Below are 15088 nucleotides of genomic sequence, written 5' to 3' on the forward strand. Positions count from 1 at the left end.
GCCCGAACGGGAGAGGCGGACCACCGGGACCGGCCCGCCACCCCGGACGCCGGTGACCCGTGACAGGATCGGACGCACAGGTCCACGCACCCGCACAGGTCCCGCAACGCTCGAACCCGAAGGGGAGCGAGATGGCAGCCAAGCCGCCCGCAGGCGATCCGGTCCAGGACGCGCCCGAGGTCACACCCCCACGCCACGCCGCCGCCGGACTGCCGGCCGTAGGGCATTCACTGCGCGTCGCCCAGCAGCAGATGGGCGTGCGCCGCACCGCGCTCACCCTCCTGCGCGTCAATCAGAAGGACGGCTTCGACTGCCCCGGCTGCGCCTGGCCCGAGCCCGGCAAGCGCCACACGGCCGAGTTCTGCGAGAACGGCGCGAAGGCCGTCGCCGAGGAGGCCACCCTCCGCCGGGTCACCCCCGACTTCTTCGCCGCCCACCCGGTGGCCGACCTCGCCACCCGCAGCGGCTACTGGCTCGGCCAGCAGGGCCGGCTGACCCAGCCCATGTATCTGGCCGAGGGCGCCGAGCGGTACGAGCCGGTCACCTGGGACCGGGCCTTCGACATCATCGCCGACGAGCTGACCGCGCTGGACTCCCCCGACCAGGCGGTCTTCTACACCTCGGGCCGCACCAGCAACGAGGCGGCCTTCCTCTACCAGCTCTTCGCGCGCGAATTCGGCACCAACAACCTGCCCGACTGCTCCAACATGTGCCATGAGTCCTCCGGCTCGGCACTCACCGAGACCCTCGGCGTCGGCAAGGGCAGCGTGCTGCTGGAGGACCTCTACCAGGCCGACCTGATCATCGTGGCCGGGCAGAACCCCGGCACCAACCACCCGCGCATGCTCTCCGCCCTGGAGAAGGCCAAGGCCAACGGCGCGCAGATCATCTCCGTCAACCCGCTGCCCGAGGCCGGTCTGGAGCGGTTCAAGAACCCGCAGAACGCCCGCGGCCTCGCCGGCGGCGGCACCGCGCTCACCGATCTCTTCCTCCAGATCCGGCTCGGCGGCGACCAGGCCCTCTTCCGCATCCTCAACAAGCTCCTCCTCGAAGCGGCCGACAGCGCCTCCGGCGCGGGCGAGGGCGCCATCGACGAGGCGTTCATCCGCGAGCACACCCACGGCTTCGAGGAGTTCGCCGCCGCGGCCCGCGCCGCCGACTGGGACGAGACACTGCGCGCCACCGGCCTCGACCGCGCCGACATCGACCGCGCGCTGCGCATGGTCCTCGCCTCGAAGCGCACCATCGTGTGCTGGGCGATGGGCCTGACCCAGCACAAGCACGCGGTGCCCACCATCCGGGAGGTCGTCAACTTCCTGCTGCTGCGCGGCAACATCGGCCGCCCCGGCGCCGGGGTCTGCCCGGTGCGCGGCCACAGCAATGTGCAGGGCGACCGCACCATGGGCATCTTCGAGCGCCCCGCCCCGGCCTTCCTCGACGCCCTGGAGCGCGAATTCGGCTTCGCGCCGCCCCGTGAGCACGGCCTCGACGTCGTCCGGGCCATCCGCGCCCTGCGCGACGGCCAGGCCAAGGTCTTCTTCGCCATGGGCGGCAACTTCGTGGCGGCCACCCCGGACACCGAGGTCACCGAGGCCGCGATGCGCGCCGCGCGGCTGACCGTCCACGTCTCCACCAAGCTCAACCGCTCCCATGTGGTCACCGGCGCACGGGCGCTGATCCTGCCCACCCTGGGCCGCACCGAGCGCGATCTCCAGGCCGGCGGACCGCAGTTCGTCACCGTCGAGGACTCCATGGGCATGGTGCACGCCTCCCGCGGGCGCCTGGAGCCCGCCAGCCCCCACCTGCTGTCCGAGCCGGCCATCGTCTGCCGGCTGGCCCGCCGGGTGCTGGGCCCCGCGAGCCGCACCCCCTGGGAGGACTTCGAGAAGGACTACGCGGCGATCCGCGACCGCATCGCCGCCGTCATCCCCGGCTTCGAGGACTTCAACGCCCGGATGAGCGACCCGGCCGGGTTCGCCCTGCCGCACGCCCCGCGCGACAGCCGCAGCTTCCCCACCGCCACCGGCAAGGCCAACTTCACCGCGGCCCCCGTCGAGTACCCCACGGTGCCCGAGGGGCGGCTGCTGCTCCAGACCCTCCGCTCCCACGACCAGTACAACACCACCATCTACGGCCTGGACGACCGCTACCGCGGCATCAAAGGCGGCCGCCGGGTGGTGCTGGTGCACCCCGAGGACGCCCGGGAGCTTGGGCTCGCCGACGGCGGTTACGCCGACCTGGTCAGCGAGTGGACGGACGGCACCGAGCGGCGCGCCACCGGCTTCCGCGTGATCCACTACCCGACCGCACGCGGCTGCGCCGCCTCGTACTACCCGGAGACCAACGTCCTGGTCCCGCTGGACGCCACCGCCGACACCAGCAACACCCCTGCGAGCAAGTCCGTGGTGATCCGTCTGGAACAGACACCCCCGACCTAAGCGTTTGCTCAGTCCCCTGGTAAGAAGGTGGCCACCACCAGCCAAGGCCAAGGTGGCCACCACGAGCAACCGAACGGAGCCGGTCCGATGGGCGAGCAGACCAGCGTGAAGTTCCCGCAAGAGGTCATCGACGAGTACGCGGCGCTCGGTGTGGACCTTCCCGCGCTGTTCTCCGCCGGACACCTCGGCACCCGCATGGGCGTGCAGATCCTCGAAGCCTCCGCCGAGCGCGTCGTGGGCACCATGCCCGTGGAGGGCAACACCCAGCCCTACGGACTGCTGCACGGAGGCGCCTCCGCCGTCCTGGCCGAGACCCTGGGCTCGGTCGGCTCGATGCTCCACGGCGGCAGCGAGCGGATCGCGGTCGGCGTCGACCTCAACTGCACCCACCACCGCGGCGTCCGCTCCGGCCTGGTCACCGGCGTCGCCACCCCCCTCCACCGGGGCCGCTCCACCGCGACCTACGAGATCGTCATCAGCGATGAGCAGGACCGGCGGGTGTGCACCGCCCGCCTCACCTGCCTGCTGCGCGAGGTCGACGACGCCGGCCGCGCCAAGACGGTCGCCGAGATCACCGACGCCAAGGAGCGCGCCCAGGCGTGACGCCCGGCGGGCCGGACGCGCCCGCACCGTCCGGCCCGGCCTTGTTGAAGGCCGGGCCGGACTTCTTTACGGCCGGAAGGACTTCCTTACGGCCGGAAGGACGTCCTTACGGCCGGCCCCGCCCAGCAGAGGGAAGCCCCGCTCGCGGCACCGGACCGATGTCGACGGTTGTAACACTCCGTAACATCGACGCAATGCGAGATCGCGTTTTCAGCGACCGGAACGCCACTCCGAACTCGATCTTTTCGCGCTGATCCGCGCACGGCGCTCCGCACTTCGCTCGCCAGTTCCCCACACTCCTTAGCGGAACTGCACCTTCTCAGTATCCGGACCTGATGATCGGTCCAGATATGCCCCATTCATCCTTTCCGTTCCGCTACACGGACACCCAGAAGTGACGCGCGTCATAACAAGACAGTCACATCATGGCCTGCACCTCTGCCCCCGGTCGCGCCCCACGCTTAGAGTCACAGCCAGTCACGACCCCGTGGGGTGTACGCCGCACCCGCACGGCCATTCCAGGTTCATCCGGCGAGGACACGGCATCCCGTGAACTCGGGTGCCGAGCCAGGGAAAGGATTCCTCGTGCGACACCGTTCCTTGCTCATCATGACCACCGCGATCACTGCGGGCGCCCTCACCCTCAGCGCCTGCGGGTCGCGGGACGACAAAGACGACAGTGGCGGCAAGGACAGCAAGACGACCGTGGTCATCGGTGTCGACGCCCCGCTCACCGGCTCGCTGTCCGCCATCGGCCAGGGCATCAAGAACTCCGTCGACCTCGCGGCGCGCATAGCCAACAAGAACAACGAGGTCGACGGCGTCACCTTCAAGGTCAAACCCTTCGACGACCAGGCCGTGCCCTCCTCCGGCAAGGCAAACGCCACCTCGATGGTCGACGACGAGGAGATCCTCGGCGCGGTCGGCCCGCTCAACTCGGGCGTCGCCCAATCCATGCAAGGCGTCTACGCCAGAGCCGACCTCGCCCAGGTCTCCCCCGCCAACACCAACCCGGCCCTCAGCCAGGGCGACGACTGGGCCTCGGGCAAGAAGTCCCGCCCCTTCAAGACCTACTTCCGCACCGCGACCACCGACATCATCCAGGGCCGCTTCGCCGCGCAGTACTACTACAAGGACGCGAAAAAGCGGAAGGTCTTCGTCATCGACGACAAGCAGGCCTACGGCAACGGCCTCGCCACCATCTTCGCCGAGGAGTTCAAGCGCCTCGGCGGCAAGGTCGTCGGCCGCGACCACCTCACCGTCAAGGAAACCGACTTCTCCGGCATCGCCAACAAGGTCAAGTCCTCCGGCGCCGACTCCGTCTACTTCGGCGGCCAGTACCCCGAGGGCGGTCTCCTCTCCGACCAGGTCAAACAGGCCGGCGCACAGGTCCCCGTCATGGGCGGCGACGGCATCTACGACCCCGCCTTCATCAAGGCGTCCAGCACCAGCAACGACGGCGACCTCGCCACCTCCGTCGGCTACCCGGTCGAACAGCTCGACTCCGCCAAGACGTTCGTGAAGAACTACGCGGCCCAGAACTACGAGGACCCCTACGGCGCCTACGGCGGCTACTCCTACGACGCCGCCTGGGCCATCATCCAGGCCGTCAAGGCCGTCGTCGACGACAACGACGGCAAGCTCCCGGACGACGCCCGCGCCAAGATCACCGAAGCGCTCGGCGACGTCTCCTTCGACGGCGTCACCGGCAAGGTCTCCTTCGACAGCTACGGCGACACCACCAACAAACAGCTGACCGTCTACCAGGTCACCAAGGGCGCCTGGAAGTCCGTGAAGAGCGAGACCTTCAAGGACTGACCACCCGGCGGCGACTCGCACACCCACGAAACGAAACCGCGCGAGGGCGTACACCATCGCCCTCGCGCGGCGTCATATCCGACACGCTCATCGGAGGCCCTGCGGTGCACGAACTGCCGCAAACGCTGGTCAACGGCCTGACCCTCGGCGCCCTCTACGGCTTGATCGCCATCGGGTACACCATGGTCTACGGCATCGTCCAGCTCATCAACTTCGCCCATGGCGAGATCTTCATGATCGGGGGCTTCGGCGCCCTCACCATCCACCTCTGGCTGCCCAGCGGCACCGCACTCGCCCTCGCCCTGCCCCTCATGCTCATCGGCGGCATCATCGCCTCGGTCGCCATCGCCACCGCGGCGGAACGCTTCGCCTACCGCCCCCTGCGCGGCGGCCCCCGGCTCGCCCCCCTGATCACCGCCATCGGACTGTCCATCGCCCTGCAACAGGCCATCTGGGCCTTCTACCCGGACGCCAAGAAACCCCTCAGCTTCCCCCAGTTCGAAGGCGCCTCGTTCGAAATCCTCAGCAACCTCCACATCCAGCGCGGCGACGCCTTCCTCCTCATCGCCGCCCCCCTGTGCATGCTCGCCCTCGGCCTGTTCGTCTCCAAAAGCCGCGCCGGCCGCGCCATGCAGGCCACCGCACAGGACCCCGACACCGCCAAACTCATGGGCATCAACACCGACCGCATCATCATGATGGCCTTCGCCATCGGCGGTGCCTTCGCCGCCGTCGCCGCCCTCTCCCACGGACTCAAATACGGCCAGATCAACTTCGAAATGGGCTTCATCGCCGGCCTCAAGGCATTCACCGCCGCCGTGCTGGGCGGCATCGGCAACATCTACGGCGCCATGCTCGGCGGCGTCGTCCTCGGCATCGTCGAAGCCCTGGCCATCAAATACATCCAGGACATCCCCGGGATGGACCAACTCGGCGGCGGCGCCTGGAAGGACGTATGGGCCTTCACCCTGCTCATCGTCGTCCTGCTGGTCAGGCCACAGGGCCTGCTCGGCGAACGCGTAGCGGACCGGGCGTGAGGGAGTGAACCGATGACCACCGACAAGACCCAGCCCACCGCCACGAACACGACCGAGGCCGGCACCACCACCCCGCGCACCACCTGGCTCCGCGCCCTCACCGCGGCCGGCGGCGTCGCCGCCGTCGCCTCCACCTTCCTCGCCTGGACCTGGACCGCCGAATTCCCCGGCGACCTGACCGTCTACGGCTACCCCGGCGGACTCCAGCTCCTCACCCTCGTCCTCGGAACCGCCACCGCCGTCTTCGCGCTCGCCGCCCTCGGCCTGAAGGGCCTGCGCTGGCTCACCCCCAGCGGCTCCACCCAGGCCCTGCGGCTGCTGGCCCTCGGCACCTTCGCCGTCACCTGGTTCACCGTCATCGCCATCGCCGTCGACCTGAACGGCCTGGTCAACCTGGAACCCGGCGGCTGGATCGCCGCCCTGGCCACCGCCGCCCCCGTCGCCACCACCTTCCTCCTCCCGGACGACACCCACCCGCTGCGCCGCCCCGCCGAACTCCCCTCCTGGGCCGACATCCTGATCATCGCGGCCGTCTTCGCCCTCGGCCTCTACGTGGTCAACTACGGCATCCAGACCGACGCCGACCACCCCGAACCATTCCTCGGCTACCTCATCGCCATCGGATTCGCCGCCGTCGCCCTCGCCAAAGCCGGACTCATCAGCCAGATCAGCGAACTCACCAACGCCTACCGCTCCACCACCCTGGTCGCGGCGCTCATCACCGCCATCGTCTTCCCGTTCTTCCAGGACAAGTCCAGCTTCACCGAACTCGGCGTCAACATCGCCATCTTCGCGACCGTGGCCCTCGGCCTGAACATCGTCGTCGGCCTCGCCGGCCTCCTCGACCTCGGCTACGTCGCCTTCCTCGGCGTCGGCGCCTACACCGCGGCCCTGGTCTCCGGAGCCACCGCCTCCACCATCGACGTGACATTCCCGTTCTGGGCCGCCGTGCTCACCGGCGGCGCGGTCTCCCTGATCTTCGGCGTCGTCATCGGCGCCCCCACCCTGCGGCTGCGCGGCGACTACCTCGCCATCGTCACCCTCGGCTTCGGAGAGATCTTCCGGCTCGCCATGCTCAACCTCGACGGCACCTCCGGCCCCTCCGTCACCAACGGCCCCGACGGCATCCCCAACATCCCCCCGCTGGAGATCTTCGGGTTCAACTTCAACGACGACCACAGCTTCGCCGGACTCACCCTCGACTCCAACGGCAACTACTACCTGCTGATGATGCTGGTCACCGTCCTCGTCGTACTGATCTTCAGCCGCGCGGGCAACTCCCGCATCGGCCGCGCCTGGGTCGCCATCCGCGAGGACGAGACCGCCGCCACCGCCATGGGCATCAACGGCTTCCGCGTCAAGCTCATCGCCTTCGCCCTCGGCGCCACCCTCGCCGGAGTCGCCGGCGCCGTATGGGCCCACTTCCAGTCCACCGTCGTCCCCGAACAGTACGTCTTCGCCGGCCCCGTCCCGCCCAACTCCACCTTCCTGGTCGCCGCCGTCATCCTCGGCGGCATGGGCACCATCGGCGGCCCCCTGCTCGGCGCCACCCTCCTCTACCTCATCCCCAAGAAACTGGAATTCCTCCAGGACTACCAGCTCCTCGCCTTCGGCATCGCGCTCATCCTGCTGATGCGCTTCCGCCCCGAAGGGATCATCCCCAACCGGCGACAGCAGCTCGAATACCACGAGACCGGCCAGCTCGACGTCCCCGGCGCCACCGGACTCAAGGACGCCGCCGTCGGCGTCACCAAGGCGGAGGCATGACAGCGATGACCACCACCACGACCTCCCCCGTGCTCACCGCCACCGGCGTCACCATGCGCTTCGGCGGACTCACGGCCGTACACGCCGTCGACCTCGACGTCCACCCCGGCGAGATCGTCGGCCTCATCGGCCCCAACGGCGCCGGCAAGACCACCTTCTTCAACTGCCTCACCGGCCTCTACGTCCCCACCGAAGGCAGCGTCGCCTACCAGGGCACCGTCCTGCCGCCCAAACCCCACCTCGTCACCCAGGCCGGCATCGCCCGCACCTTCCAGAACATCCGGCTCTTCGCCAACATGACCGTCCTCGAAAACGTCCTCGTCGGCCGCCACACCCGCACCAAAGAGGGCCTGTGGTCCGCCCTCCTGCGCGGCCCCGGCTTCAAACGCGCCGAGACCGCATCCAAAGCCCGCGCCATGGAACTCCTGGAATTCACCGGCCTCGCCGACAAGGCCGACCACCTCTCCCGCAACCTCCCCTACGGCGAACAGCGCAAGCTGGAGATCGCCCGCGCCCTCGCCAGCGACCCCGGACTGCTGCTCCTCGACGAACCCACCGCCGGAATGAACCCCCACGAGACCCGCGCCACCGAGGAACTGGTCTTCGCCATCCGCGACATGGGCACCGCCGTACTCGTCATCGAGCACGACATGCGCTTCATCTTCAACCTCTGCGACCGGGTCGCCGTACTCGTCCAGGGCGAAAAGCTCATCGAGGGCACCTCGGACGTCGTCCAGAGCGATGAACGCGTCATCGCCGCCTACCTCGGCACCCCCTTCGAAGGCGCACCCGGCGCGGAGGAGGCCGCCGAGGTCACGGCCGCGGAGGCCGGGACCGCGGAGGCCGGGGCCAGGCAGGACGAGGCCCACCCGGGCACCACAGCACATACGGAGGACGAACAGTGACCGCACTGCTCGAGGTCGAGGACCTCCGGGTCGCCTACGGCAAGATCGAGGCCGTCAAGGGCATCTCGTTCAGCGTCGAGGCCGGCCAGGTCGTCACCCTCATCGGCACCAACGGCGCGGGCAAGACGACCACCCTGCGCACCCTGTCCGGCCTCCTCCAGCCCCTCGGCGGACGGATCCGCTTCGACGGCAAACCCCTGAAGGGCGTCCCCGCGCACAAGATCGTCGCCCTCGGACTGGCCCACTCACCCGAGGGACGGCACATCTTCCCCCGGCTGACCATCGCCGAGAACCTCCAGCTCGGGGCCTTCCTCCGGAAGGACGCGGACGGCATAGCCGCCGACACGCGCAAGGTCTACGACCTCTTCCCCATCCTCGGCGAACGCCGCGGCCAGGCGGCCGGCACCCTCTCCGGCGGCGAACAGCAGATGCTCGCGATGGGCCGGGCGCTGATGTCCCGCCCCAAGCTGCTGATGCTCGACGAACCCTCGATGGGCCTCTCACCGATCATGATGCAGAAGATCATGCACACCATCGCCGAGCTCAAGGCCCAGGGCACGACGATCCTGCTGGTCGAGCAGAACGCCCAGGCCGCCCTGTCCCTGGCCGACCAGGGCCATGTGATGGAGATCGGCAAGATCGTGCTGTCGGGGACGGGGGAGGCACTGCTGCACGACGAGTCGGTGCGGAAGGCGTACCTCGGCGAGGACTGACGCCCGGACACAGCCGAAGGGCCCGCACCGCCTCATCCGGCGGTGCGGGCCCTTCCGCCGCCTCGTTCCCTACTGCTCCTTGGCGGCCTTCTTCTCCTGCGCGTCCTCGATCACGGCCTCCGCCACCTGCTGCATCGACATCCGGCGGTCCATCGAGGTCTTCTGGATCCAGCGGAAGGCGGCGGGCTCGGTCAGCCCGTACTGGGTTTGCAAGATCGACTTGGCCCGGTCCACGAGCTTGCGGGTCTCCAGCCGCTGGGAGAGGTCGGCGACCTCCTTCTCCAGGGTCTTCAGCTCGGTGAAGCGGGAGACGGCCATCTCGATGGCCGGGACCACATCGCTCTTGCTGAACGGCTTCACCAGATACGCCATCGCCCCCGCGTCCCGGGCCCGCTCGACCAGCTCGCGCTGGGAGAAGGCGGTCAGCATCAGGACGGGGGCGATACGGTCCCCCGCGATCCGCTCGGCGGCGGAGATACCGTCGAGGACCGGCATCTTCACATCGAGGATGACGAGATCGGGGCGGTGCTCCTGGGCGAGCGCGACGGCCGTCTCACCATCGCCCGCCTCGCCGACGACGGAGTACCCCTCCTCCTCGAGCATCTCCTTCAGGTCGAGGCGGATGAGGGCCTCGTCCTCGGCGATGACGACGCGGGTTGTCTGCGGTGGGACGTGCGACTGCGCGTCGGGGGCGTCAGCGGTGCTCACTGTGCTCCTCGTTTTCCTGGCAGGTGGGCCACCACGAGCCTACCGATGTCCTGTATCTTTGACGCACGGAGGGGCTAGACTAACCTTCAGATTGCAGGGGCTCCGGTAGTCCAATCGGCAGAGACGATACCCTCAAAAGGTATTCAGTGTGGGTTCGAATCCCACCCGGGGCACTTTTCCTTCGGTTCCAAGGTCGCCAGTGGATATGGGGATCTTCCCTCAATGAGGTGAACGATCCTTCGAATGGGCGCGCATCGGACGCCCCACGGTCACACTCGCATATGTGTACGACCTGGAAACACGCAAACGCGTTCTTGCCCTGGTTCGCCAAGGGCGCAGCCTCAACTCCGTGAGCAAACAGACGGGGATATCCCGATACGCGACACGCGACGCACGTCGGGCCGAAGTACTGAGCCCAGTACTTCGGCCCCCGGGGAGCGAGGCGCGGTTACCTCAGGTCGTCCGCGCCGATGTGGTGGACGCGGACCAGGTTGGTGGAGCCGGAGACGCCGGGCGGGGAGCCGGCGGTGATGATGACGAGGTCGCCCTTGCGGCAGCGGCCGAGGCGCAGCAGTTCCTCGTCCACCTGGGCCACCATCTCGTCCGTGGAGTCGACCTTCGGGCCGAGGAAGGTCTCGACGCCCCAGGTGAGGTTGAGCTGGGAGCGGGTGTTCGGCTCGGGGGTGAAGGCCAGGAGGGGGATCGGGGAGCGGTAGCGGGAGAGACGGCGGACGGTGTCGCCGGACTGGGTGAACGCGACGAGGAACTTCGCGCCGAGGAAGTCGCCCATCTCGGCCGCCGCGCGGGCCACCGCGCCGCCCTGGGTGCGGGGCTTGTTGCGTTCGGTGAGCGGGGGGAGGCCCTTGGCGAGGATGTCCTCCTCGGCGGCGGCGACGATGCGGCCCATCGTCTTGACGGTGGCGATGGGGTACTTGCCGACGCTGGTCTCGCCGGAGAGCATCACCGCGTCCGTGCCGTCGATGACCGCGTTGGCGACGTCGGATGCCTCCGCCCGGGTGGGGCGGGAGTTGTCGATCATCGAGTCGAGCATCTGGGTGGCGACGATGACCGGCTTGGCGTTCCGCTTGGCCAGTTTGATGGCGCGCTTCTGGACGATCGGCACCTGTTCCAGCGGCATCTCCACGCCGAGGTCGCCGCGGGCGACCATGATGCCGTCGAAGGCGTCGACGATGTCCTCGAGATTGTCGACCGCCTGCGGCTTCTCGATCTTGGCGATGACGGGGAGCCGGCGGTCCTCCTCGTCCATCACCCGGTGGACGTCCACGATGTCGTCGCCGTTGCGGACGAAGGAGAGGGCGATGACGTCGGCGCCGGTGCGCAGTGCCCAGCGCAGGTCCTCGATGTCCTTCTTGGAGAGCGCGGGGACGGAGACGGCGACGCCGGGGAGGTTGAGCCCCTTGTGGTCGGAGACCATGCCGCCTTCGATGACGATGGTGTGCACCCGGGGTCCGTCGACGTCGACGACTTCGAGGGTGACGCGGCCGTCGTCGACGAGGATGCGCTCGCCCTTGCTGACGTCGCCGGCCAGCCCCTCGTAGGTGGTGCCGCAGCGGAACCGGTCGCCCTCGATGGGTTCGACGGTGATGGTGAACTCGTCACCGCGTTCAAGGAGTACGGGACCTTCGCGGAAGCGGCCGAGTCGAATCTTCGGGCCTTGAAGGTCGGCGAGGATGCCGACGCTGCGGCCGGTCTCCAGCGAGGCTTTGCGCACTCGCCGATAACGCTCCTCGTGCTCGGCGTAGGTGCCGTGGCTGAGGTTGAGGCGGGCCACGTCCATTCCGGCTTCGACGAGTGCCTTGATCTGCTCGTACGAGTCGGTGGCGGGTCCCAAGGTACAGACGATTTTTGCTCGGCGCATGGTGCCGAGCCTATGACTTACCGGCGAGTAAAGAACCGTGAACTCCACACTCCTCCATGGCCTTTGGATGGCAGGTTATTGACAACTAATGAAACGTGCACAGGGGTGCTCCGATGAGCGTTCGCGAGGGCGGTTCACAGCTCGGGAGGGGTCATCGTAAAGCGGGCGTTGACCTGTGCGTACACCGTCTGGCGCTGCGGTTCGAGGTCAAGTGCGGCCACGGCGTCCTGGTCGGCGGGGCCGCCGTAGCCGGACCGGCGGCGCGGGGCGGCGACGGCGACGGGCTGGAGCGGGCCCTGCTCCGCCTCGAGGTCGGCGAGCTCGACGAGCGCGACCAGCCGGGCACCGAGTGCTCCGGCGTACTCACGGGCCCGCTGCACCGCCTCGCGCACCGCCTGCTGCCGCGCCCGGCCGTGGGCGGGCGAGTCGGGGCGCAGCCCCCATCGGGGGCCGTCGACGCGGGTGAGTTCGAGGTCGGCGAGGCGGGTGGTGAGTTCGCCCAGTGCGGTGAAGTCGGTAAGGGTCGCGGTGAGGTGCACCCGGCCGTGGTAGGCCCGTACGCGCTCGTGGCGGCTCTTGGGGGCCAGTTCGGGGGTGACCGAGAAGGCGCCGGTCTCCAGCTTCTCGACCGCCTCGCCGTAGGACTTCACCAGTTCGCGGACTTCATTGTTGCGGCGGGTGAGGTCGTCGAGCGCGGCGCGCCGGTCGGCGCCCCGGGCGCTGACGGTGATGGTGATCCGGGCGATCTCGGGGTCGACGTCGAGGCGCGCCTCGCCGAGGACGGCGACGCGCGGGGTGTCGGGGGTGCCGTAGGGCTGGGGCGCGGCGGGCGGCTGGGCGGGCTGGTTCATGGGGCGGGCTCCTGGTCGGGTGTTACGGGGGGTGGTGTTCGGAGCGTACGGCGCGCGGCCCCTCGGCGGGGCGGGGTGACCGGGCCGGGTGGGCTGCCGATGCGCCGGCCCGTCAGCCGGCCCGTCCGCTGACGCCCCCTCAAGCGTGGTGGCACTCACGCGTGGGGGCTCTCACGCGTGGAGGCTCTCACGCGTGGAGGCTCTCACGCGTGGAGGCTCTCACGCGTGGAGGCTCTCACGCGTCGGGGCGGCAACCTGATCGCAACCTGCCGGGGGTGGTGCCAAGTGGTGCGACTGCGCCAGAATCTACGCGCGTTGTGCCCGGTCGGCGGGCTGTCGACGGGTTGTGTACCGCAAGGGGAGACATAGAGATGCCGCTCAACCGTAGGACGTTCCTGGGCCGCTCGGCGGCGACGAGCGCGGGGGTCGCACTGGCCGGGGCCTCGGCCTCCACCGCTGCCGCCGCGCAGGCACGGGGGCACCAGGGCCCCGCCGGCCACCGGAAGCGGTACGCCTTCACCGTGATGGGCACGACCGATCTGCACGGCAACGTGTTCAACTGGGACTACTTCACCGACGCCGAGTTCGACGACACGGCGCACAACGACGTGGGCCTGGCGAAGATCTCCACGCTGGTCGACCAGGTCCGCGAGGAGAAGGGGCGTCGCAATACGCTGCTGATCGACGCGGGTGACACCATCCAGGGCACCCAGTTGTCGTACTACTACGCCAAGGTGGACCCGATCACGGGCGCGGACGGTCCGGTGCATCCCATGGCGCGGGCGATGAACGCGATCGGCTATGACGCGGCGGCGCTGGGCAACCATGAGTTCAACTACGGCATCCCGGTGCTGCGGAAGTTCGAGGAGCAGTGCGACTTCCCGCTGCTGGGGGCGAACGCGCTGGACGCGAAGACGCTGCGGCCGGCCTTCGCGCCGTACTGGATGACGCGGCTGCGCACCCCGTTCGGGCGGGATGTGAAGGTGGCGGTGCTGGGGCTGACCAATCCGGGCATCGCGATCTGGGACAAGGCCAATGTGCAGGGGAAGATGACGTTCCCGGGCCTGGAGGAGCAGGCCGCGAAGTGGGTGCCGCGGCTGCGGTCGATGGGCGCGGACGTGGTGATCGTCTCGGCGCATTCGGGGACCAGCGGCACGTCCAGCTACGGCGACCAGGTGCCGTATGTGGAGAACGCGGCGGCGCTGGTGGCGCGGAAGGTGGCGGGGATCGACGCGATCCTGGTGGGCCACGCGCATGTGGAGATACCCGAGTCACGGGTGGTGAACGAGGAGACGGGGCGCGAGGTGGTGCTCTCGGAGCCGCTCAAGTGGGGTCAGCGGCTCACCCTCTTCGATTTCGAGCTCGAGTGGGAGCGGGGCCGCTGGCAGGTGGCGTCGGTGTCGGCGGAGGTGCTGAACTCCAACACGGCCGAGGAGGACCCGCGGATCGTGCGGCTGCTCGGCGATGAGCACAAGAAGGTCGTCGGCTATGTGAACCAGACCATCGGCACCTGCTCGGTGGCGATGGCGGCCACCGAGGCGCCCTACAAGGACGAGCCGATCATCGACTTCATCAACCATGTGCAGTCGGAGACGGTGAAGGCGGCGCTGGCGGGGACGGAGTACGCGGCGCTGCCGGTGCTCTCGCAGGCGTCCTGTTTCTCCCGGACGGCGGCGATTCCGGCGGGGGAGGTCACGATCCGGCAGGTGGCGGGGTTGTATCCGTTCGAGAACACCCTGGAGGCGCGGGTGCTGACGGGCGCCCAGCTCAAGGAGTATCTGGAGTTCTCGGCGCGCTACTACGTGCAGACCCCGGCGGGCGGTGAGGTGGACCCCGAGAAGCTGACGAACGCCTCGGACACCCCGGACTACAACTACGACGCGGTCGGCGGGCTGACGTACGAGATCGACATCGCGAAGGCGCCGGGGTCGCGGATCGCCGGGCTGAGCTTCGGGGGCAAGCCGATCGACGAGAAGGCGGAGTTCGTGCTGGCGGTCAACAACTACCGGGCGAGCGGGGGTGGCAACTTCCCGCATGTGGCCTCCGCGAAGCAGGTGTGGGCCAATTCGGAGGAGATCCGGAACACGATCATCGCCTGGGTGCAGGCGGAGGGGACGATCGATGTGTCGCGGTTCGGGTCGGTGGACTGGAAGCTGACCCGCGACGGCGTCCCGGTGTTCTGAGGGGTCGTCGGACGGGTCCTGCCCGGAGCAGGACTGACGCGCAGGTGACCGCCGCTTCATGGGAAGCGGCGGTCTTCTTCTTTTTCGGTGCGATGGGCGCGGCGGGGCGATGTGAAAGATTCCCGAAACCAAGCGTTGACGAGCCCACAATATTGTCCCACACTTTTGCCCCATCGACTCGGGCGT

11 protein-coding genes, 1 tRNA gene and 1 pseudogene are annotated in these 15088 nt (G+C 68.9%); 10 read left to right on the plus strand and 3 right to left on the minus strand.

Annotation, left to right across the window (positions count from 1 at the left end; translation table 11 throughout):
* Nucleotides 1-131 precede the first annotated feature (131 nt).
* The 7 genes from PS467_RS11700 (at nucleotide 132) to PS467_RS11730 (ending at nucleotide 9281) form a co-directional block, all read left to right on the plus strand.
* Nucleotides 132-2438 carry an FdhF/YdeP family oxidoreductase gene (locus PS467_RS11700; RefSeq protein WP_311035212.1) on the plus strand — a complete coding sequence of 769 codons (2307 nt, stop codon included), beginning with the start codon at nucleotides 132-134 and terminating at the stop codon, nucleotides 2436-2438.
* Between the two features lie 87 nt (nucleotides 2439-2525).
* Complete coding sequence (locus PS467_RS11705) at nucleotides 2526-3041, plus strand: hotdog fold thioesterase (RefSeq protein ID WP_311035213.1); 516 nt, start codon at nucleotides 2526-2528, stop codon at nucleotides 3039-3041.
* A gap of 585 nt (nucleotides 3042-3626) precedes the next feature.
* Nucleotides 3627-4859 (plus strand): branched-chain amino acid ABC transporter substrate-binding protein, encoded by a 1233-nt coding sequence (locus tag PS467_RS11710; protein ID WP_311035214.1) that lies wholly within the window; start codon nucleotides 3627-3629, stop codon nucleotides 4857-4859.
* A 104-nt stretch (nucleotides 4860-4963) separates the two neighbouring features.
* Nucleotides 4964-5896: a branched-chain amino acid ABC transporter permease gene (locus PS467_RS11715; protein WP_311035215.1), complete on the plus strand. Its 933-nt coding sequence runs from the start codon at nucleotides 4964-4966 to the stop codon at nucleotides 5894-5896.
* Nucleotides 5897-5908: 12 nt separating this feature from the next.
* Nucleotides 5909-7663: a branched-chain amino acid ABC transporter permease gene (locus tag PS467_RS11720; protein ID WP_311035216.1), complete on the plus strand. Its 1755-nt coding sequence runs from the start codon at nucleotides 5909-5911 to the stop codon at nucleotides 7661-7663.
* Entirely contained in the window at nucleotides 7660-8568 is a 909-nt protein-coding gene (locus PS467_RS11725; protein ID WP_311035217.1) for an ABC transporter ATP-binding protein, read from the plus strand. The genes PS467_RS11720 and PS467_RS11725 overlap by 4 nt, the downstream gene beginning before the upstream one ends.
* Nucleotides 8565-9281 (plus strand): ABC transporter ATP-binding protein, encoded by a 717-nt coding sequence (locus PS467_RS11730; protein ID WP_268971389.1) that lies wholly within the window; start codon nucleotides 8565-8567, stop codon nucleotides 9279-9281. The genes PS467_RS11725 and PS467_RS11730 overlap by 4 nt, the downstream gene beginning before the upstream one ends.
* A gap of 69 nt (nucleotides 9282-9350) precedes the next feature.
* On the opposite strand, the gene PS467_RS11735 is transcribed toward PS467_RS11730, so the two are convergent.
* Nucleotides 9351-9989, minus strand: coding sequence for an ANTAR domain-containing response regulator (locus PS467_RS11735; RefSeq protein ID WP_311035218.1), 639 nt, complete (start codon nucleotides 9987-9989; stop codon nucleotides 9351-9353).
* A 99-nt stretch (nucleotides 9990-10088) separates the two neighbouring features.
* On the opposite strand from PS467_RS11735, the gene PS467_RS11740 reads away from it, so the two are divergent.
* A tRNA-Leu gene (locus PS467_RS11740) sits at nucleotides 10089-10162 on the plus strand.
* A gap of 110 nt (nucleotides 10163-10272) precedes the next feature.
* Nucleotides 10273-10377 (plus strand): annotated as a pseudogene (locus PS467_RS11745) (transcriptional regulator); the annotation flags it as partial.
* A gap of 60 nt (nucleotides 10378-10437) precedes the next feature.
* Here the strand turns inward: PS467_RS11745 and pyk are convergent.
* Complete coding sequence (gene pyk, locus PS467_RS11750; RefSeq protein ID WP_311035219.1) at nucleotides 10438-11868, minus strand: pyruvate kinase; 1431 nt, start codon at nucleotides 11866-11868, stop codon at nucleotides 10438-10440.
* A gap of 134 nt (nucleotides 11869-12002) precedes the next feature.
* Nucleotides 12003-12719 (minus strand): SIMPL domain-containing protein, encoded by a 717-nt coding sequence (locus PS467_RS11755; RefSeq protein ID WP_311035220.1) that lies wholly within the window; start codon nucleotides 12717-12719, stop codon nucleotides 12003-12005.
* Nucleotides 12720-13090: 371 nt separating this feature from the next.
* On the opposite strand from PS467_RS11755, the gene PS467_RS11760 reads away from it, so the two are divergent.
* Complete coding sequence (locus PS467_RS11760; RefSeq protein WP_311035221.1) at nucleotides 13091-14902, plus strand: bifunctional metallophosphatase/5'-nucleotidase; 1812 nt, start codon at nucleotides 13091-13093, stop codon at nucleotides 14900-14902.
* Nucleotides 14903-15088: the final 186 nt, after the last annotated feature.

Origin of the sequence: Streptomyces luomodiensis (assembly GCF_031679605.1) — a bacterium.
Lineage (GTDB): Bacteria > Actinomycetota > Actinomycetes > Streptomycetales > Streptomycetaceae > Streptomyces > Streptomyces luomodiensis.

What these genes read in the sequence shown, in the direction of transcription:
- PS467_RS11755 (WP_311035220.1), bottom strand. Translation starts at nt 12,719, where the DNA reads ATGAACCAGCCCGCCCAGCCGCCCGCCGCGCCCCAGCCCTACGGCACC.
- PS467_RS11705 (WP_311035213.1), top strand. Translation starts at nt 2,526, where the DNA reads ATGGGCGAGCAGACCAGCGTGAAGTTCCCGCAAGAGGTCATCGACGAG.
- PS467_RS11700 (WP_311035212.1), top strand. Translation starts at nt 132, where the DNA reads ATGGCAGCCAAGCCGCCCGCAGGCGATCCGGTCCAGGACGCGCCCGAG.
- pyk (WP_311035219.1), bottom strand. Translation starts at nt 11,868, where the DNA reads ATGCGCCGAGCAAAAATCGTCTGTACCTTGGGACCCGCCACCGACTCG.
- PS467_RS11725 (WP_311035217.1), top strand. Translation starts at nt 7,660, where the DNA reads ATGACAGCGATGACCACCACCACGACCTCCCCCGTGCTCACCGCCACC.
- PS467_RS11720 (WP_311035216.1), top strand. Translation starts at nt 5,909, where the DNA reads ATGACCACCGACAAGACCCAGCCCACCGCCACGAACACGACCGAGGCC.
- PS467_RS11760 (WP_311035221.1), top strand. Translation starts at nt 13,091, where the DNA reads ATGCCGCTCAACCGTAGGACGTTCCTGGGCCGCTCGGCGGCGACGAGC.